Annotated in this window: 17 protein-coding genes; 7 read left to right on the plus strand and 10 right to left on the minus strand. The window is 33.3% G+C overall.

All coding sequences use genetic code 11. From position 1 onward, the window contains the following. Nucleotides 1–129 precede the first annotated feature (129 nt). Nucleotides 130–1,131 carry an NAD-dependent epimerase/dehydratase family protein gene (locus HYN86_RS02665; protein ID WP_113676647.1) on the plus strand — a complete coding sequence of 334 codons (1,002 nt, stop codon included), beginning with the start codon at nt 130–132 and terminating at the stop codon, nt 1,129–1,131. Here the strand turns inward: HYN86_RS02665 and HYN86_RS02670 are convergent. From HYN86_RS02670 to HYN86_RS02680, 3 genes are read right to left on the minus strand one after another with little or no spacing between them, the layout of a single operon-like run. After that, nucleotides 1,126–1,614 (minus strand): DUF4296 domain-containing protein, encoded by a 489-nt coding sequence (locus HYN86_RS02670; protein ID WP_113676648.1) that lies wholly within the window; start codon nt 1,612–1,614, stop codon nt 1,126–1,128. The two genes, HYN86_RS02665 and HYN86_RS02670, sit on opposite strands and share 6 nt — an antisense overlap. A 9-nt stretch (nt 1,615–1,623) precedes the next feature. Further along, nucleotides 1,624–2,964 (minus strand): dihydroorotase, encoded by a 1,341-nt coding sequence (locus HYN86_RS02675; protein ID WP_113676649.1) that lies wholly within the window; start codon nt 2,962–2,964, stop codon nt 1,624–1,626. A gap of 9 nt (nt 2,965–2,973) precedes the next feature. Continuing rightward, entirely contained in the window at nt 2,974–3,699 is a 726-nt protein-coding gene (locus tag HYN86_RS02680; RefSeq protein WP_057115114.1) for a polyprenol monophosphomannose synthase, read from the minus strand. A 106-nt stretch (nt 3,700–3,805) separates the two neighbouring features. On the opposite strand from HYN86_RS02680, the gene HYN86_RS02685 reads away from it, so the two are divergent. The 3 genes from HYN86_RS02685 (at nt 3,806) to HYN86_RS02695 (ending at nt 6,241) form a co-directional block, all read left to right on the plus strand. Further along, nucleotides 3,806–4,474, plus strand: coding sequence for a DUF4271 domain-containing protein (locus HYN86_RS02685; RefSeq protein ID WP_113676650.1), 669 nt, complete (start codon nt 3,806–3,808; stop codon nt 4,472–4,474). Nucleotides 4,475–4,488: 14 nt separating this feature from the next. Further along, nucleotides 4,489–5,238, plus strand: coding sequence for a uroporphyrinogen-III synthase (locus HYN86_RS02690; protein WP_095954946.1), 750 nt, complete (start codon nt 4,489–4,491; stop codon nt 5,236–5,238). 532 nt (nt 5,239–5,770) lie between these two features. After that, nucleotides 5,771–6,241, plus strand: a complete 471-nt coding sequence (locus HYN86_RS02695) for an Lrp/AsnC family transcriptional regulator (RefSeq protein WP_012022648.1) — start codon at nt 5,771–5,773, stop codon at nt 6,239–6,241. 205 nt (nt 6,242–6,446) lie between these two features. Here the strand turns inward: HYN86_RS02695 and HYN86_RS02700 are convergent, their stop codons facing one another. The 3 genes from HYN86_RS02700 to HYN86_RS02710 form a co-directional block, all read right to left on the minus strand. Beyond that, nucleotides 6,447–7,133 carry a zinc metallopeptidase gene (locus HYN86_RS02700; protein ID WP_113676651.1) on the minus strand — a complete coding sequence of 229 codons (687 nt, stop codon included), beginning with the start codon at nt 7,131–7,133 and terminating at the stop codon, nt 6,447–6,449. A 104-nt stretch (nt 7,134–7,237) separates the two neighbouring features. Continuing rightward, a complete protein-coding gene (locus HYN86_RS02705; protein WP_113676652.1) occupies nt 7,238–7,867 on the minus strand; it encodes a response regulator in 630 nt (209 codons plus the stop codon). 13 nt (nt 7,868–7,880) lie between these two features. Continuing rightward, nucleotides 7,881–9,869 (minus strand): ATP-binding protein, encoded by a 1,989-nt coding sequence (locus HYN86_RS02710; RefSeq protein WP_113676653.1) that lies wholly within the window; start codon nt 9,867–9,869, stop codon nt 7,881–7,883. Nucleotides 9,870–10,037: 168 nt separating this feature from the next. On the opposite strand from HYN86_RS02710, the gene HYN86_RS02715 reads away from it, so the two are divergent. Continuing rightward, complete coding sequence (locus tag HYN86_RS02715; RefSeq protein ID WP_113676654.1) at nt 10,038–10,439, plus strand: MmpS family transport accessory protein; 402 nt, start codon at nt 10,038–10,040, stop codon at nt 10,437–10,439. Between the two features lie 76 nt (nt 10,440–10,515). On the opposite strand, the gene HYN86_RS02720 is transcribed toward HYN86_RS02715, so the two are convergent. The 4 genes from HYN86_RS02720 to leuS all read right to left on the minus strand — a co-directional run bounded on the left by HYN86_RS02720 (nt 10,516) and on the right by leuS (nt 15,759). Further along, entirely contained in the window at nt 10,516–11,112 is a 597-nt protein-coding gene (locus HYN86_RS02720; RefSeq protein ID WP_113676655.1) for a hypothetical protein, read from the minus strand. Next, entirely contained in the window at nt 11,099–11,572 is a 474-nt protein-coding gene (locus tag HYN86_RS02725) for an RNA polymerase sigma factor (protein WP_113676656.1), read from the minus strand. The genes HYN86_RS02720 and HYN86_RS02725 overlap by 14 nt, the downstream gene beginning before the upstream one ends. Nucleotide 11,573: 1 nt before the next feature. After that, a complete protein-coding gene (locus HYN86_RS02730; protein WP_113676657.1) occupies nt 11,574–12,419 on the minus strand; it encodes an alpha/beta fold hydrolase in 846 nt (281 codons plus the stop codon). Nucleotides 12,420–12,846: 427 nt separating this feature from the next. After that, entirely contained in the window at nt 12,847–15,759 is a 2,913-nt protein-coding gene (gene leuS, locus HYN86_RS02735) for a leucine--tRNA ligase (protein WP_113676658.1), read from the minus strand. A 520-nt stretch (nt 15,760–16,279) separates the two neighbouring features. On the opposite strand from leuS, the gene HYN86_RS02740 reads away from it, so the two are divergent. Together HYN86_RS02740 and HYN86_RS02745 are read left to right on the plus strand one after the other, a co-directional pair. Then, on the plus strand, nt 16,280–17,155 hold the full coding sequence (locus tag HYN86_RS02740; protein WP_113676659.1) for a cell division protein FtsX: 876 nt from the start codon (nt 16,280–16,282) through the stop codon (nt 17,153–17,155). Nucleotides 17,156–17,244: 89 nt separating this feature from the next. Beyond that, the gene (locus HYN86_RS02745; protein WP_113676660.1) at nt 17,245–17,508 is read left to right on the plus strand and encodes a DUF3098 domain-containing protein; all 264 of its coding nucleotides are present in this window, start codon (nt 17,245–17,247) and stop codon (nt 17,506–17,508) included. Nucleotides 17,509–17,543 lie beyond the last annotated feature (35 nt).

A 17,543-nucleotide genomic window follows, 5' to 3' on the forward strand; every position in this document is an offset into this window, starting at 1 on the left:
AAAACGGTTTGTCACAAAGGCACTAAGACACAAAGAAGAATTAAAAAACTTTGCCAATTTGTGACAAAAACAAAAAACTTAGCGTCTTTGAGCCTTTGTGGCAAAAACCAAAATAAGTATCTTTACAAAATGGTATTAGTAACTGGAGGAACTGGTTTAGTTGGCGCACATTTATTACTTCATTTAATTGAAAATGGAGAAAATGTTCGGGCTGTATATAGATCAAAAAGTAAAATCGAAAAAACAAAATCGGTTTTTGAGTTCTATAAAAAACCACATTTATTTGAAAAAATAAACTGGATTGAGGCAGATATTTTAGATGTTCCTTCCTTAGAAAATGCTTTTATCGATATAACTCAGGTTTATCACTGCGCCGCTTTGATTTCGTTTGATCCAAAAGACGAAGAAAAACTCAGAAAAACAAATATCGAAGGAACGGCAAACATGGTCAATTTCTCGATTGCCAAAGAAGTTGAAAAATTTTGTTTTATAAGTTCAATCGCCGCCTTGGGCGATATTGCAGCACACGAAACACATATTACCGAAGAAACAGATTGGAATCCCGAAAAACCACACAGCGATTACGCCATTTCAAAATATGGTGCAGAAATGGAAGTCTGGCGCGGACAACAAGAAGGCTTAAAAGTAATTATTGTAAATCCGGGAGTAATTTTAGGTCCGCCGCAAATGATGACCATTTTTGAAGAAGGAAGCAGTAAAATCTATCAAAAAGTTTCAGATGGCCTTCCGTTTTACACCCTTGGAAGTACTGGAATTATTTCTGTTGATGATGTAATAAAAGCTACTATTGAACTAATGAAAAGCAGCATTATAAACGAACGTTTTACATTAATTGCAGATAATATAGTTTTTAGAGATCTTTTAAATACCGCTGCAGATGCATTAAAAGCAAAAAGACCTCATATGCATGCTAAACCATTTTTAATGAATTTATTATGGATCGCTGACGGAATATTTTCGACCTTGTTTTTTAGAGAAAGAAGTATTACAAAAGCAACGGCAAAAGCTTCGTATTCTAAGAATTTGTATAGTAATGAAAAAATAAAAACCGCTCTAGGAACGGTTTTTACAGATATTCATCAATACATTAAAGACAGTTCAACATTATAACTGTCTTCTATTTTTTCTTTGCGCCATTTTTATAGAATCAATATTGATTTTTGGAACTACTTTTTTGACAGAATCTTTCGAAACTTCCTTCAGTTCCTTTGGCTTATTTTTATTCTCTTTTGCTGCTTTTTTCTCATCGATTTTTGCCAGAGAATCTGCTGCTCTTTGATTTTTAGCCAATCTTTTGTTTACCTCATCAAACATATCTTTATAACTTTCATAATCAGAAGCATAATACATATTATTCTGGGCAAACTGCAGACTGTCTACTTTATATTTTTGCAAAATAAACTTTGTCGGATCACTGTCTATCGAATCCAAAGACAATGGTTTTTGATATCTCATTGCTTCCAGAAGCGACAAATCGTACATAATATCAACCATTTTTTCTCTTTCAATAAGCTTTGCAGGCTCTTTAACGAGTTCTTTTTTGCAGCTTATAGAAAGAAACAAAACCAATACTATTACTATAAAATTCTTCATAGCTGTTTTTTATCTGTCAAACAATAATCGTTTTCCTGCTCTTGTATCTTTTACTTTGAAGTTATTATAAACCAATTCTCCGTTTACAAAAGTATGTGTAATTCTAGATTTGAAAGTAAAATTCTCAAAAGGCGACCATCCGCATTTGTATAAAATGTTCTCTGGTTTTACACTCCAAGGCAGACTCGGATTTACAATAACTAAATCGGCGTGATAACCTTCTTTTATAAAACCTCTTTTTTCGATTTTGAAAATTTTAGCTGGATTGTGGCACATTTTCTCCACTATCTTCTCCACACTTATTTTACCTTGATGATGCGCTTCAAACATAGCCACAACAGCATGCTGCACAAGCGGACCACCAGAAGGTGCTTTTAAGTAAGACTGCATTTTTTCCTCTTTTGTATGAGGCGCGTGATCTGTAGCAATTACATCAATTCTCCCGTCGTTCAAAGCTTTCCAAAGTTCAGCGCGATCTTCGGCAGTTTTTACGGCTGGATTCCATTTAATGAAATTCCCTTTTGTTTTATAATCTTCGTCAGTAAACCAAAGATGATGCACACAAACCTCAGCAGTGATTTTTTTATCTTCTAACGGAATTTTATTGGTAAACAATTCCATTTCTTTCGCAGTTGAAAGATGAAAAATATGAAGTCTTGCTCCTGTGCGTTTTGCCAAAGCAACTGCTTTTGAAGAAGAAATATAACAAGCCTCTGCACTTCTAATTAAATTATGCGCCGTTACAGGAACATCTTCTCCATACTGCTCTTTAAAAGCAGCAAGATTATTTTGAATTGTAGTTTCATCTTCGCAGTGAACAGCAATTAGCATTGGTGTACTAGAAAAAATCTTTTCTAAAACTGCCTCGTTATCTACCAGCATATTTCCTGTTGATGAACCTAAGAAAATTTTAATTCCGGCAACATTTTTAGGGTTTGTTTTTAAAACTTCCTCTAAGTTATCATTTGTTGCGCCCATCATAAACGAATAATTCGCAAATGACTTTTGAGATGCAATTTGATATTTATCTTCTAAAATTTCTTGTGTTACTGCATTCGGAACCGTATTGGGCTGTTCGATGAAAGAAGTAATTCCTCCTGCAACTGCTGCTCTAGATTCAGACTCGATGTCGCCTTTATGCGTTAAACCTGGCTCTCTAAAATGTACTTGATCGTCAATTGCTCCGGGCATTAAGTAACTTCCTTCGGCATCAATAACTATACAATCTGATGTTTTTAATGAAATACTGTCGGCAATTTCAACAATCAAATCATTTTCTATTAAAACATCTCCTTCAAAAATTGTCCCTTCGTTTACAATTTTGGCATTTTTTATTAAAATCCTATTCATGATGTTGGTTTATAATGAATTGACTAATTTTCTTAATCTAAGTGAAATTACTCCTAGTATAGCTTCTTTAATAATGGCATTACTCATTTTAGAAACTCCTTTTGTTCTATCTGTAAAGATAATAGGAACTTCTGTAATTTGGAATTTTGCACAGTATGTTCTGTATTTCATTTCGATTTGAAACGCATACCCAACAAATTTTATTTTATTCAAATTGATCTTTTCCAGAACTTCTCGTTTGTAACATACAAAACCAGCTGTCGCATCATGAATTTTCATTCCGGTAATAAATTTCACGTAAACAGATGCAAAATAAGACATCAAAACTCGGCTTAAAGGCCAGTTTACAACATTTACACCCGTTACATAACGAGAACCAATTGCAAGGTCTGCACCACCAAAATGGCAGGCATCGTACAACTTTTCTAAATCATTTGGATTATGCGAAAAATCGGCATCCATTTCAAAAATAAATTGATAATTGCGTTCTAAAGCCCACTTAAAGCCATGAACATAAGCCGTTCCCAAACCTGATTTTTTGGTCCTTTGTTCTAAAAAAAGCTTATCTGGAAATTCTTCCTGTAATGCAATCACTTTTTTTGCAGTATGATCAGGAGAATTGTCATCAATAATCAGCAGATGAAAAGATTTATGCTGCGAAAGTACTGCTCTTACTATACTTTCTATATTCTCAATTTCGTTGTATGTGGGAATTATGACAATACTATCATTCATTTTTTCTCGGTAATTTCACCGCAAAAGTAAACTTTTTATAGCATTTGATTCATAATAAATATATAATAAAAGTATTGCATCAAAAAATTACTAATTTTGTAACGCTATGATTGAACAACTTCATCCTCGAATTCTGGAAAACAAAGACTGGGCAACACTTTTGTTTGTGCTGACCTTTGCTGTTGTTGCCATGACAAAATCTGCTTATGAAACTAGATTCAGTGAATTTAGTAAACTTATTTTTTCTGATAAATATGCTAAAATTTATCGTGACAACAACCACTTAAAAAGCAGTTTTACAGTTGGTTTATTTTTTGTGCAAATTGTTTCGTACGCATTTTTCATTCTGCTGACGATGAACATTTTTGGACAGGCCTCTAAAACGGATTGGATTTTGTTTATTCAGATCGCTACTTTCCTTCTTTATTTCATTTTAGGGAAGTATTTAATCGAGAAAATTGTAGCAGCTTCATTCAACATTGATGAATTTGTAGAGCTTTTTAACTTACAAAAAGTAACTTACAGAACATATATTGGCGTTTTAATCCTACCAATCAATGCTATTTTGTTCTATTACAATAATATTCCAAAAATCATACCGCTAGTAATCATAGGTATTTCCCTGTGTATTAGCGTATACTCTTACTTTATTTCAATTAAAACATATCAAAACGCAATTATCGGCAAGTTATTTTATTTTATTTTGTATCTTTGCGCTCTTGAAATAGCCCCTTATTATTTTCTTTATTATTGGATAACAAAAGGGAGTGCTTAGAAAATGTTTATAATATGAAAGTGAAAACAATTTTGGTGTCACAGCCTGAACCTAAAGTGGAGAATTCTCCTTACTTTGAGCTCCAACAAAAACACAAAATAAAAATTGATTTCAGACCATTTATTCATGTGGAAGGGGTTAGCGCAAAAGAGATTCGATTACAAAAAATCGATCTTAATCATTACACTGCGATCATTTTAACAAGTAGAAATGCTGTAGATCATTTTTTTAGAGTTGCTGATGAAATGCGTTACAAAGTTCCTGAAGGATTGAAGTATTTCTGTCAATCTGAGGCTGTTGCGTTTTACCTTCAAAAGTATGTTGTGTACAGAAAACGTAAAATTTACGTTGGAGCAAAAGATTTTGCAGATTTATCTCCGCTGATTAAGAAGTACAAAGATGAGAAATTCTTACTTCCTGCATCTGACCAGTTAAACGCTGATGCACCTGTAACATTAAACAATCTTAAAGTAGATTGGGCACAAGCTATTTTTTACAGAACTGTAATGAGTGATTTGTCTGACTTAGCTGATGTTTATTATGACGTTTTAGCTTTTTTCAGCCCGACTGGAATTAAATCTTTATTTAAAAATTTCCCAGATTTCAAACAAAACGATACTAGAATCGCCGTATTTGGAAGCACAACTCAAAAAGAGGCTTTGGATCATGGTTTAAGAATTGATATTCTTGCTCCAACTCCTGAAACACCTTCTATGACAATGGCTCTAGAAAAATACGTTGCCGAAGCAAACAAAGGAAAATAACCTTATAAAATATTCTCCCGAAGCCTCGGGATAAAATTCCAAATTCCAAATTAATCACTTGGAATTTGGAATTTTTCTTTTTATTAACTATATGTTTCCCGTGATTGAAACCACGGGTTATATTGAAATTGTGCAGAGAAAAAATATAGCCTGCGGTTTCAACCGTATAAACACAATCAGCGTCCAATTCGCAAGGTTGATTAATACGTTTCCCGTGGTTGAAACCACGGGTTATATTAAAATTGTGCAGAGAAAAAATATAGCCTGCGGTTTCAACCGCAGGAACATAATCAACGTCCAAAACGGTTGTTAATCCGCAAACTGATCGGGATTAGAAATTCTCAACGATACGTTTCCCATAGTTAAAACCACGAGCTATATTAAAATTGCATTGAGAAACAATACGCCATATCTTTAATTTGACCCAAAATTTCAATATCAAATATTGGAATTTTCATTTCCACAGCATTTTAACTACATTTGATTTCTATTCTAAACCCAAATCACAAGAAATACTTTCAAATTGTAAGTTATGAAAATCAACTCCCTTTTAATTGAAATTGACGGAATCGACAAAGAAATCCTTCGGTACTTAATGGACGATGCCCGAAAACCAATTTTGCAAATCGCCAATAAAATCGGAATTTCTGGAGCAGCCATTCATCAGAGATTAAAGAAACTGGAACAATCCGGCGTTATTTCTGGATCTAAATTTACTGTAAACCCAAAGGTTTTAGGTTACAACACAATGGCGTTTATTGGAGTTTATTTGGACAAAGCTTCCCGAAATTCTGAAGCCGTAAAAGAACTCAGAAAAATTCCCGAAGTTCTAGAATGTCATTATACTACAGGAAACTGGTCGGTTTTAATTAAAATTATCTGTCGTGATAACGAACATTTAATGCAGCTTTTAAATACAAAAATTCAAGCTATTGAAGGTGTTTCGAGAACAGAAACTTTTATTTCGCTGGATCAGCAGATTGACAGACAGATTCAGCTTTAGAATTAGAAAATGTGTCAATTTGATAATTAGATAATTTTAAAATAATTGTCAGGCTGAGAAAAGTCGAAGCAGGTTACACATAAAAGCTTCGACTTCGCTGAGCCTGACAAGAGTTTATCAAAAAACAAAAACGCGACAGATTTTAAAAATCTGTCGCGTTTGATATAAATTTCTAATTGACTAATTGTCTCAATTCTCAAATTAATTAGTTTCTCCTACTTCCCGAATAAATTGAGATATAGTATAACAACGTGGCGATAGAACCAATTGCAGCCACAACATACGTTCTTGCAGCCCATTTTAAAGCATCTTTTGCTCCTGCCTGCTCTTCTTGCGTCAGCATGTGTTTGTTTTCCAGCCAAGCCAGTGCACGGTTACTTGCATCGTATTCTACAGGAAGTGTAATAATCGAAAACAAAGTTGTTGCTGCGAAAACGATAATTCCAACTAATAATAATTGTGGAAAAACTTTAATCATTAAGATTCCGGCAATTAAAATCCATTGCACGTAGTTTGAAGCTACGCTTACAATCGGCACTAATTTCGAACGCATTGTCAGCCATTCGTAACCAATTGCATGTTGTACGGCGTGACCGCATTCGTGTGCTGCAACTGCCGCAGCTGCCGCGTTTCTGTGATTATAAACAGCTTCACTTAAATTTACTGTTTTATCTGAAGGATTATAATGATCTGTTAACTGACCTGGTGTCGAAATAACACGAACATCTGTAATTCCGTTATCGGCAAGCATTTTTTCGGCAATTTCTGCGCCGCTCATTCCGTTTCTTAGTTGTAATTTTGAATATAATTCAAATTTACTCTTTAGCTGAGAACTTACCAGCCAGCTGAACAACATTATAGCCCCAGCAATAATTAGATATCCAGATCCCATATTTTCTAGTGTTTTTAGATTGATTTTTAAATTTACAAAACAAACTGCAAATTATGAACCATTTTAACAAAATGTCATTTTGACATTTCTTTACTCCTTTTGTCTTAATTCAACATATTGTTCTTGAGCAGAAAAGCTATTAATTCTGCCACATTCTTCATTTTGTATTTTTGAAGAATATTACGGCGATGGGTTTGTACCGTTAAGAAACTCAAAAATAAATCGTCTGCAATTTCCTGAGTCGATTTTCCTTGAGACAACAGTAAAGCAATATCGCGCTCCCTTCTGCTTAAAGCAGGAATACGTTCTAAATCTTCAGATAATGGCTGGCTGATTATTGTTTTCACTTCCTCGCTAAAAACAATTTCACCTTTTATAGCTTTATAAATACAATTTTTAAATTCATCAAAAGATGCATTTTTTAAAATATATCCATTTCCTCCATTCTGAATAAACTGCATAACCAAACTTCTTTCAGATTGACTGCTCATGCCTATAATTACAATTTTAGGATGTTTCTGTTTGATTGTTTTACAAAGATCAACTCCATTTATAACCGGCAGGAAAATATCCATTAAAATTAAATCAACATTGTTATCTTCAATATATTCTAAAAGTGATATTCCCGATTGAAATTTTTCTACAATTTTAATAGTCTTCAATTCCGACAACAATCCTGAAATGCCCGAAATCACAATTGGGTGGTCGTCTACAATTACTGTTTTATATATCATTTTTAGTATATAGTTATATCTTCAACTCAATATAAGTCGAAGTTCCTTTATTAATAACCGAATCTATTTCTAGTTTCCCGTTTAGAAATGCTACACGGTTTTTTATATTTCTAAGTCCCATGCCTTCCCTTTTTTCTGCATGTTTAACATTAAACCCAATCCCATTATCCTCTACAGTAATAAAAAAAACATCTTTATTCTGTGAGCAGGAAACTAAAATCTGCGAAGCTTTTGCATATTTTAGGGAATTATTCAAAAGTTCCTGAATAATCCTGTAAATCATCATTTCTAGATGTTGGGGCAGTTTTGCTTTCTTAATTAAATATTGAAATTCAACCGTAGTTTCAGAATTTGAATGTGACGCGCACAAATCTTTCAATGCATGTTCAAGTCCTAATTTCATTAAGCTTTCGGGCATCAAATTTTGAGATATATTGCGAAGTTCTTTAATCGAGTCGTTCAGCATTTCATTAATGCTCGGACTGTTTTCTTTATCCTTCCGATTAGCAAGATTCAAATGCATTTTCAAACCAGAAAGCATACTTCCTAATCCATCGTGCAGATCTCTTGCAATTCTTTTTCGTTCGATTTCTTCACCTTGAATTAATGCATTTGAAATCGATAATTTCTGTTGATTTTCCAGCGCTGATAATTCTTGCTGTAAATTAACTTCTTTTTGATAACTCAGCTTTTTTTGATTGTTATTGTAAATCCACAAAAACAAAACAGTTAGAAACAACAAAAATGAAAGAGCCGCAAAAAGCATGGTATTAAGTCTATTATTATTGACTTGTAAAACTGCTTTTTCATTTTCTGACTGCAGTAAAGAGATTTTTTTCTCGCTTTCTGCTTTTTTATATTTTGCTTCGAGTTCTACAATTTCATTTTTTAGACTGGCATCGTTCAAACTATCATTTATAACATTGTATTTATTCGAATAAAAATAAGCTTTAGAATATTCTTTTGTCGCATTATAAACTTTGGACAATTCTTTGTAGTAATTCTTTTTGTCTACAATAAACTGTGTGTTCTTTACTAAATATTCTAAATTATTTTTGGCCTTATCATATTTTTTGAGTTTAAAAAGCACCTCATATTCAGCAAATTTCAATCTGTGTAAAGCGATTGAATTATTATGCTTTGCAGAAGATTCTATTCCTTTTTCAAAACTAATTAGTGCTTCGCTGTGTTTATTCTGTTTAGCATAATAAAGTCCTTCTGAATAATAATATGAATCATTCAAATTCGATTCCGGATAATTTTTTAAAGTCAAAAAAGCTTTATCGAGTACACTTTTAGCATCATAAAAATGTTTGAGTTCTACCAAATTCTCTGCATTAATAATATAAGTCTCCATTTTAGACTCTGCTAAAGTTGCTGATTTTTTAGTGGTACTTTCTATATATTTTTGCGCCTGATCCAGATATTCTGCAGCTTTTTCCCTTTCTCCATTATTCATAAAAATAATTGCAACTGCCTTGTTTAAACCGCTGATCAATTCAAAATCACCGCTTCTTTTAGCAATCGGAATGGCTTCATTTACCAATAATCGCATATAGGCATTCTCGTTATTCTTGCGTTGCTGCATAATACCATAATTCTGCAGTATAATCGCCCGAAGTCTATATGCTTCTTTATAGCGGTATTTTTTAAGTTTTTCATTGGCTTCCAATAAAGCTTTCTCAAAACCCTCTATATCGCCCTTTTCAAGAAAGCTATTCGCATTGTAATACAGTGAAAGATCTTTCAAAAAAGGAAATTTTGTTTTTAATCGATTTCCCTGTTTAAGATATTCTTTGGAACTTTTCACATCTTGCACCATCAGGAACAATTTGGATAACCTAAAACTGTTTAGACTCCTGATACTGTCAGACTTAATGTTTTTGGTAAAATTAACAATACTGTCAATGTAAACAGTATCATCATCTAGTGAAAGAATTACTTGCGAATTGGAAACAGCAGAGAAACATAAAAAAAGCAGTAAGGCGTAGATTTTATTCATAGATGGGAGGCATTTACTCAAAGTTATTAAAGCTTAACGACTTTCGAAAAAAAATAGAACATTTTACCTGATATCAGGTAAAAAAAAATACACTTTATCAGGTATTGGTATCTCTTTTATTAGGGTCTAATTTTGTTAGACTATGAATATTAATTAAAGAATTTTATTATGAAATCGATTTTAAAAACTTTAGCAATTGTATTGACTCTTGCTTTTACAGCAGTTTCTTGCAGCAGCGATAACGACGATAACAACTCAGGAAGCGGATCAAGAGACATTAAATATGAAGTAACTGGAAACTACTCTGGAAAAACCAGTGCAACATATACTGAATCTGGTAATGGCGGACAAAACGTAGACATTACTTCGTTACCTTGGAGTAAAGAATTTACTGCATCTGCGGATACTTATGGTGCTGGAATAACAGTAAGTGGATATGGCGGTAATGCAGGTCAAACTTTAACTGTAAAAATTATTGTTGGAGGAAAAGTAGAAAAAGAAACTACTGCAACAGCAAATAGCGAGGGGATTATAGTAGCCGCTCCAGGATCTTTTGTTTTCGCACAATAATTATTGAAAAATTAGAATTTAAATTTTTTGTTTTTGGTAAAAGAAAAAGCTTCGTAAATACGAAGCTTTTCTTTATTTATGACTCTAATTGATGATTGACTTCTTCAAATTTTCCAATAAGATCATTTATTTTCTCCTGCTGTTTTTTAATTTGTTTTGGACGAATATAGAACCAATTAAACATCATCCACAACAAAGTGATACCGTACGTTAAAGATACTCCTAAAAGCGTCATTCTGCTGGCGTACTCATACATATATAAACAAATACCAACTGTAAGTGCCAAAAAGTAAAAAGTCATCATTTTGGTCTGCAGAAATTGTTGTTTCTTTTTAATTACAATCAAGTTTTGAAGATATTCCTGATTCGTTTGTGTGGCTTCAATATTTTTATATTTGCTCAGTAATTTATTATAAGTGAATAAGTAAATCACCATAGCCAGTATTGTTATAACAATTCCGATTTTAGTCGAAATAAACTGCGGCTGATAATATATCCAGATAAACACTATAAAAACAGAAGTTACCAAAACTAATATATTAACAATCCATAAACTTCTCAAACCTGCTTTTTTAAATTTGGCTACTCTTGCCAGCAAATCCTGCATGTCTGGCTGACTTACAGATTGTTTTCTCCATAAATCTTTAAAATCTATATTGTTATCGTTGTCCATTTTCTTTAAATTTTTGAGTCAGTTTTTCTTTAATCCTGTGAATTTTCACTCTTACATTTGCTTCAGAAAGTCCCACAATCTTGGCGATTTCTGCCTGCTTTATATCTTCTAATTCAAGCGAAATAATGATACGTTCTGTTTCGGGTAATTCAGCAATACATTTGTACAAAAACTGAATTTGAGGTTCTAATGAAATTTGTTTTTCTTCTGAAAGATGAACGGGCAGCTCTGATTTCGGAAAACGTTTTTGTTTTTCAATCTGCCTAAGACAATTATTAGAAGCAATTCTAAAAATCCAAGTTCCAATAGAAGATTCATTTCTAAAGGTTTCCAGTTTCTGCCAGACAATTATAAAAGTTTCCTGAGCCAAATCCTGCGCGGCATCATAATCGTTTACAAAACCCATGCAAAGCCTGAAAATCCTATCCCAATATGTTTTATAGATATCTTCGAATTCCATTTTAAGATTTTATAAAATTGTTTAATTGTGCCAAATACCACTCTTTGTCATCATACATTATAAAATGAAGCCCTTTATCTGCATATTGAAATTTGGCTGTTTTCAGTTTTTCATACTGACCTTCAATTGCTGGTTTTAAATTTATAAAATAAGATTCTAATAAAATCAAAGAAGGACATTTTATCGCCGAGATTCTTTCTCTCAAATCGATATTAAAGAAATCGCAATACACTTCTGAAAAGGTTTTTCTATCCGATTTTACGCTCCAGTCTACAACCATTTCTAATTTTGATGAATCTTGCAAAAGTCTCGGCATCGTTTGTTTCTGCATATCATAAAACTGTGTTTCGTTCATTGCTGCCATTTGAGTAACCATTGGCGAACAGTCATTATTTTCTTTTGATTTAAAAGAAGGATCACTCAAAGCAGCCAGACATGGCAATGCATCAACAACCACAATTTTACCAATTAAATCCGGATAATCAGATGCGATTGCAAGTGCCAATCCGCCTCCCATACTGTGGCCAACTAAAATTGGCTTATCAATTTTATTGTCTTTAATATAATTGGCAATCCCTGCTTTCCAGTTTTCAAATGAAGGATTTGGTTGTGGTTTTACTCCAGCAAATCCTGCCATTGTAAGTGTATAGCATGTAAAATCTTTTTCGAAAGCTGCTTTGGTTTCGTTCCAAACTTCTCCAGAAGAAGCAAATCCTGGAATGAAGATTATTGATTGTTTTCCTTTTCCTGTTTTAATAACTTCAAAAGGATATGATTTTGTTTGTGCAAAAACATTCACGCATAATGCAGAAAATAAAAGGGCGATAATTAAAATATACTTTTTCATTTTTAATAGTTTTAAGTTGTTAATTAAATCGGATCCATGCTTTTGATACGACAGCTATTAAAATGTTACAAAAGTTTTTAAATTTTTAATGAAAAAAATCAAACGCCAATGTTGGTGCGGGTTTTTAACCGCAAAGTGCGCGAAGGTTTACGCAAAGAAGGCTAAGGTGTTTTGCTTCCAAAGGCGCAAAGTTTTTTCATAATCTTGTCATTTCGACGAAGGAGAAATCACACACATAGCTCGACAAAGATTGGCGATTTTCTATGCGGAGTTTCTAGTGTGATTTCTCCTTCGTCGAAATGACAAACTATATGTTTTTAAAAAATAAAATTCGTGAATTCGTGGCGAAAAAAACAAGCATAAAAAAAATCCCAAACCCCAATAGTAAAATTGGAATTTGGAATTTTTAATATTGGAATTTATTTGGTTATCCTACCAAATTGATGATTTTTCCAGGAACAATTATCACTTTATTTGGAGTTTTTCCGTCTAATTGTTTTTGCGTTCTTTCGTCTTTCATTACGATTTCTTCGATTTGTTCTTTGGTTAAATCCAAAGGCAATTCGATTGTGAAGCGCATTTTTCCGTTGAAAGAAACTGGGTATTCTTTATTGGTTTCAATTAAATGTTTCTCATCAAAAATCGGGAAAGCAACCTCAGAAATAGAAGTTGTATGTCCTAACTGCGACCATAATTCTTCTGCAATATGTGGTGCATAAGGCGAAACTAAAATTGCTAACGGCTCTAAAATTGCTCTTGAATGACAATTTTGAGAAGACAATTCATTTACACAAATCATAAATTGAGAAACCGAAGTATTGAAAGAGAAATTCTCAATATCATCTGCTACTTTTTTGATTGTTTTATGCAATGATTTTAAGTTGTCTTTTGTTGGCTCGTCGTTGTTTACGATTAAACCGTTATCATCAAAATACAATCTCCATAATTTTTTCAAGAAACCAAAAACTCCGGAAATTCCAGCTGTATTCCAAGGTTTTGCCTGCTCTAACGGACCTAAAAACATTTCATATAAACGCAATGTATCAGCTCCATATTCAGCACAAATATCATCTGGAGTTACAACATTGTATTTCGATTTTGACATTTTTTCGACTTCGCGGCCTACAATGTATTTTCCGTTATCGTCTAAAAAAAATTCTGCATCAGCATAATCTTCTCTCCAAGCTTTGAATTTCTCAACATCTAATTCATCAGAAGAATTAACTAAAGAAACATCAGCATGAATTGGCTGTACTTTTTGATCTCCAATTTTATTTTTAGATACAAAAGTATTTGTGCCTTCCAATCTATAAACAAAAGCACTTGTCCCCAAAATCATTCCCTGATTAATCAGTTTTTTGAATGGTTCTTCAGTCGGAGCAAAACCTTTGTCTTTTAAGAATTTATTCCAGAAACGAGAATACAATAAGTGACCTGTTGCATGCTCACTTCCACCAATGTATAAATCTACATTTTCCCAATAAGCCAAGGCTTCTTTACTTGCAAATTCATTTTCGTTGTGCGCATCCATGTAACGCATCCAGTACCATGAACTTCCAGCCCAACCGGGCATAGTGTTCAATTCTAAAGGAAAAATTGAAACATTGTCAACTAAATCTGTATTAACAACTTTATTTTGTTTTGTATCCCAAGCCCAAACCACTGCGTTTCCTAAAGGAGGCAATCCGTCTTCGGTTGGTAAATATTTTTCTACTTCTGGTAAAATAATTGGTAAATGCTGTGCATCGATCATTTTAGGCAATCCGTTTACGTAATAAACTGGGAAAGGTTCACCCCAATAACGCTGACGAGAGAAAACAGCATCACGCAAACGGTAATTTGTTTTACCAGTTCCCTGACCAATTTTTTCTAATTCCGAAATTGCTTTTTGAGTTGCTTCTTTATAGTTTAATCCGTTTAAGAAATCAGAATTTGCGATTTCAACATTGTCTTTTGATCCGTAAGCTGCTTCAGAAATATCAACATTCGCAAAAATGTTTTTAATTTCCGGCATTCCGTTTTGACCTTTAAAGAAATTAGCAAAAGCATAATCTCTTTCGTCTCCGCAAGGAACCGCCATTACAGCACCTGTTCCGTAACCAGCCAAAACATAATCCCCAATCCAAACCGGAATTGGTTCTTTTGTAAAAGGATGTTCTGCATAAGCTCCTGTAAATACTCCCGAAATGGTTTTTACATCGGCCATACGCTCACGCTCCGAACGTTTTGCTGTCTTTTCGATATAGGCCTCAACTGCTGCTTTTTGTTCTGGAGTTGTAATTTTAGCTACCAAATCATGTTCTGGAGCCAAAGTCATAAAAGTAACTCCAAAAATAGTATCAGGACGAGTAGTGAAAACTTCTATAAAAGAGTCCTTAGTCCCTAGTTCTGAGTCTGAAAGTGCGCTTTGAGCTAAGGACTCTGGACTAAGTACTTTAAACTTAACCATCGCCCCCACTGATTTTCCAATCCAGTTACGCTGGCTCTCTTTTATAGACTCACTCCAATCTATATCATTTAAACCTTGAAGCAAGCGCTCGGCATAAGCAGAAATTCGCATACTCCATTGTGTCATTTTTTTTCTTATAACAGGAAAGCCTCCACGTTCTGAAACTCCGTTTACAATTTCGTCATTCGCCAAAACAGTTCCTAAGCCTGGACACCAGTTTACTTCGGTTTCTGCCAAATACGTCATTCTGTATTGTAACAAGATTTTTTCTTTTTGATCATCAGAATAAGAATTCCATTCATCAGCAGAAAAAATCACTACATTATCATCGCAGACTGCTTCAACTAATGCATTGCCGCTTTCTTCAAAAACAGTTACCAATTCTGAAATATCAAATGCTTTTCCTTGTTTTTTGCAATACCAAGAATTGAACAATTGAATAAAAATCCATTGTGTATGTTTATAATAATCCGGATTTGAAGTTCGTACTTCACGACTCCAATCGAACGAAAACCCGATTTTATCTAATTGTTTTCTATATCCTGCAATTTGTTTTCCTTCTTTGTCTACACCACCGTCAATATTTACGCGCGTTGTATCTTCTGGACGCTGTCCTGTCTGGATCGCATATTGCTCTGCAGGTAATCCGAAACTGTCGTAACCCATTGGATGCAAAACATTGAAACCTTGATGTCTTTTGAAACGAGAATATACATCCGAAGCTATATAACCCAGCGGGTGCCCAACGTGCAATCCTGCTCCAGACGGATAAGGAAACATATCGAGTACATAATGTTTAGGTTTTTCAGAGTTATTTTTTGCTGCAAAAGTTTGATTTTCTGCCCAATATTTTTGCCATTTGGCGTCAATTTCGTTTGGATTGTATTTCATTTCTAAGTGACTAAGATTCTAAGTGACTAAGGTTCTAAGGCTTTTCACTAGTTAATTAGCCGCAAATTTACATTTATTGTGGTTTGTACCAAAGCATTTCACTGACAAACAAACAAAATATCAAAATACCTACCCAAATTATTAAAAATACTTAATATTGAGTCGCATTTCATGTAGTTTTTGAAAAGCAAAGTTTTAAGGTTCAAAGTTTTTTAAACCACAGAGTTTCCTAAGTTTTTTTGCAGTACGTTTATAAAACACAAAGTTCACAAAGCTTTTTCAAGACAAGCTTTGTGAACTTTGTGCTTTATAAAAATCATACTTTAAAATAACTTAGCGCACTTTGTGGTAAAATCCGCTTTTAAATCCTCAGATAAGTAATCTTAAAAAAACTTATTCTTGTTTGCAGTTAAATAAACTTTTATTCAATATCAAATTGTACATTTATAGTATAAAAGTTCGTTATTAACTTTAAATAAAGAAATTCTTTATTATTTTTACCACATAATTTAAGCAGACTATGAGTTCTAACTTTGATAAATTTCAAAAGCGCAGGTTAATTTCCTCTTATTTTTCGGTTGTATTAAGTGTATTCTTGGTTTTATTCCTTTTGGGAGTACTGGGATTATTCATTATTAATTCTAAAAATCTAGCTGATGATTTTAAAGAAAAAATCGCAATGACGGTTTTCTTTAAAAACGAAGCGAATGATAGTATTATAAAGGCATTTGATTCCGAATTAAAAAGAGCTCCTTTTGCGCTTTCGCATGTTTATGTTTCCAAAGAAAAAGCAGCAAAAGAGCACACTGATATTATTGGTGAAGATTTCCTAACCTTTTTGGGAGAAAATCCTTTGCTGAATTCATACGATATTCACTTAAAAGCAGATTATGTGGAAAGAGATAGTATCGTTAAAATCGAGAACCGCTTTCGCAAAAATGCCATGATATCTGACATTGTTTATGACAAACAATTAGTAAATCTGGTAAATGACAACATTAGAAAAGTTAGTATGTGGATTTTAATAATCAGCGGTTTCTTAACCATTATTGCTGTTTTATTAATCAACAGTTCTCTTCGTTTGTCTATACATTCCAATCGTTTTATCATTAAAACCATGCAGATGGTTGGCGCAACCAAAGCTTTTATTCGTAAGCCTTTTGTAATGCGAAGTGTAAAACTAGGAATGCTTGGCGCTGGTCTTGCCATTATTGCGTTAATTGCACTTTTAATTTATGTAGATACTAATTTCCCTGGTTTAGGAATTCTAGAAGACAAAGCTTTAACCGGTTTGATTTTGGTTGGCGTTTTCGCATTAGGAGTTCTAATTACTTGGGTAAGTACGCATTTTGCAACACAACGTTTCTTGAATTTAAGAACTGATGATCTTTATTAATTTTTGATTTAGATTGGAGACTTTAGATTTCTATAGATAAAAATAAACTCAAAAGAGGATGAGATTGCTTCGTACCTCGCAATGACAAAATGAAAAACAACAACAATAACAAAGAACAAGCTCAGGCACAGCCGAAACAGGAATTCCTTTTTGACGGCATCAATTATAAAATTTTATTGATTGGTATTGCTGTAATTGCAGTAGGATTTATTTTAATGTCTGGCGGAGGAAGTAAAGATCCTAATGTTTTTAACGAAGATATTTTTAGTTTTAGACGTATCCGTTTAGCGCCAACAACTGTTTTAATTGGTTTCGGAATCACGATTTATTCTATTTTCAAAAAATCTAAATAGACTTTCGTAGACTACTTAGAATTTTCAGACATCTT

This window comes from Flavobacterium fluviale (genome assembly GCF_003312915.1).
GTDB classification, from domain to species: domain Bacteria; phylum Bacteroidota; class Bacteroidia; order Flavobacteriales; family Flavobacteriaceae; genus Flavobacterium; species Flavobacterium fluviale.